This window comes from Streptomyces calidiresistens, assembly GCF_014141525.1.
Taxonomy (GTDB): domain Bacteria; phylum Actinomycetota; class Actinomycetes; order Streptomycetales; family Streptomycetaceae; genus Streptomyces; species Streptomyces calidiresistens.
On record NZ_VKHS01000711.1, the window covers coordinates 1 to 2,830 of the forward strand.

Annotated in this window: 1 protein-coding gene; it reads left to right on the forward strand. The window is 72.2% G+C overall.

Annotation, left to right across the window (positions count from 1 at the left end; translation table 11 throughout):
* The first annotated feature begins 169 nt into the window (after window positions 1-169).
* Window positions 170-2,773 carry an aminopeptidase N gene (pepN, locus tag FOE67_RS21810; protein WP_182666545.1) on the forward strand — a complete coding sequence of 868 codons (2,604 nt, stop codon included), beginning with the start codon at window positions 170-172 and terminating at the stop codon, window positions 2,771-2,773.
* Window positions 2,774-2,830: the final 57 nt, after the last annotated feature.

Consider the following 2,830-nt stretch of genomic DNA (forward strand, 5'->3'; position numbering starts at 1 on the left):
CCCCCCTCCCCGTCCCGGCACAATCCCCGCGCGCTGCCCGGTGCCCCGTGAAAGGATCGTGGCAGCATGCGGGTGCGTCCCCGTTCACCCCGGTCGGAGGGCGGGACGCGCCCGGTACGGCCACCGCAGAACCGCAGAATCGCGAGAACCGCAGAAGGAGCACCACACTGTGCCTGGAACCAATCTGACCCGGGACGAGGCGCGGGAGCGGGCTCGTCTGCTCCGCGTCGAGGAATACGACATCGTCCTCGACATCACCGAGGCCCCCGCGGGCGGCACCTTCCGTTCCGAGACCACCGTGCGGTTCGAGGCGAACGCGGCCGGTTCGAGCTTCGTCGACCTGGTGGCCCCGACGGTGCGCGAGGTCGTCCTCAACGGCGAGCCGCTGGACCCGGAGAAGGTCTTCGCCGACTCGCGGATCGCCCTGCCGAACCTGGTCGAGGGCGCCAACGAGCTGCGGGTGGTCGCCGACTGCGCCTACACCAACACCGGTGAGGGCCTGCACCGCTTCGTCGATCCGGTGGACGGCAGCGCCTACCTCTACACCCAGTTCGAGGTGCCGGACGCGCGGCGCGTCTTCGCCTGCTTCGAGCAGCCCGACCTCAAGGCCACCTTCCGCTTCACCGTGACCGCCCCCGAGGGGTGGTCGGTGATCTCCAACTCCCCGAGCCCGGAGCCCGCGGACCGGGTGTGGCGGTTCGAGCCCACCCCGCGCATCTCCACCTACATCACCGCGCTCATCGCCGGACCCTACGCCTCGGTGCACAGCTCCCGGGAGAAGGACGGCCGCACCGTTCCGCTGGGCATCTGGTGCCGACCCTCCCTGGTCGAGCACCTGGACGCCGAGGCGATCTTCGAGGTCACCCGGCAGGGCTTCGACTGGTTCGAGGAGAAGTTCGACTTCCCCTACCCCTTCGCCAAGTACGACCAGCTGTTCGTCCCGGAGTTCAACGCGGGCGCGATGGAGAACGCGGGCGCGGTCACCATCCGCGACCAGTACGTCTTCCGCTCCAAGGTGACCGACGCCGCCTACGAGGGCCGTGCGGAGACCATCCTGCACGAGCTGGCCCACATGTGGTTCGGCGACCTGGTGACCATGGAGTGGTGGAACGACCTCTGGTTGAACGAGTCGTTCGCCACCTACACCTCCGTCGCCTGCCAGGCCGCCGCCCCGGGCAGCCGCTGGCCGCACGCCTGGACCAGCTTCGCCAACCAGATGAAGACCTGGGCGTACCGGCAGGACCAGCTGCCGTCCACCCACCCGATCATGGCCGAGATCCGCGACCTGGACGACGTCCTGGTCAACTTCGACGGCATCACCTACGCCAAGGGCGCCTCGGTGCTCAAGCAGTTGGTGGCCTACGTCGGGGAGGACGCGTTCTTCCGGGGCGTGCAGGCGTACTTCAAGCGCCACGCCTGGGGCAACACCACCCTTCCGGACCTGCTGACGGCCTTGGAGGAGACCAGCGGGCGGGACCTGTCCGCCTGGTCCCGCGCCTGGCTGGAGACGGCCGGCATCAACATCCTGCGGCCGGAGATCACCACCGACGCCGACGGCGTCATCACCTCCTTCGCCGTCCGGCAGGAGGCGCCCGCCCTGCCGGAGGGCGCGACCGGGGAGCCGGTGCTGCGTCCGCACCGCATCGCCATCGGTCTGTACGAGGTCCGGGAGGGCCCGGACGGTTCGGACGGACGGGGCGCGCTGGTGCGCGCCGACCGGATCGAGCTGGACGTGGACGGCGGGCTGACCGAGGTGCCGGAGCTGGTCGGACGCGCCCGGCCCGCCGTGATCCTGCTCAACGACGACGACCTGAGCTACGCCAAGGTGCGGCTGGACGCGGACTCGCTGGCCGTGGTCACCGAGCGGCTGGGCGACTTCGCCGAGTCGCTGCCCCGCGCCCTGTGCTGGGCCTCGGCCTGGGACATGACCCGCGACGGGGAGATGGCCACCCGCGACTACCTGGAGCTGGTGCTCTCCGGCATCGGCCGGGAGAGCGACATCGGCGTGGTGCAGACGCTGCACCGGCAGGTCAAGCTCGCCCTGGAGCTGTACGCGGACCCGGCGTGGCGGGAGGAGGGGCTGTCCCGCTGGACGGAGGCGGCCCTGGACTTCCTGCGGGGCGCCGAGCCGGGCGGGGACCACCAGCTGGCGTGGGCGCGGGCGTTCGCCGCCGTGGCCCGCACCGACGAGCAACTCGCGCTGCTGGCGGGGCTGCTGGACGGCTCCGAGGTCGTCGAGGGGCTGACGGTCGACACCGAGCTGCGCTGGAGCCTGCTGCACCGTCTGGTGGCGCGCGGGCGCGCCGGGGAGACGGAGATCGCCGCCGAGCTGGAACGGGACGCCACCGCCGCCGGTGAGCGGCACGCCGCGTACGCGCGGGCCGCCGTGCCGACCGCCGGGGCCAAGGCCGCGGCCTGGGCCCTGGTGATCGAGGGCGACTCCCTGCCCAACGCCGTCCAGGAGTCGGTGATCGGCGGCTTCATCCAGCCCGACCAGCGCGAACTGCTGGAGCCGTACTCGGCCCGGTACTTCGAGGTGCTCAAGGACGTCTGGGAGTCGCGCAGCCACGAGATGGCGCAGCAGATCGCGGTGGGTCTGTACCCGGCGCTGCAGATCGGATCGGAGACCGTGGAGCGGACCGACGCCTGGCTGGCGGAGGCGCGGCCGAACGCGGCGCTGCGCCGGCTGGTCACGGAGAGCCGGGCCGGCGTGGTGCGCGCCATGCGGGCCCGGGAGGCCGATGTCCGGGCCGGGGAGTCCTCCGGCGCCTGATGGGGCGCCGTCCGACCCCCTCGGCCGGTCCCCGGGGACCGGCCGAGGGGGTCGGGG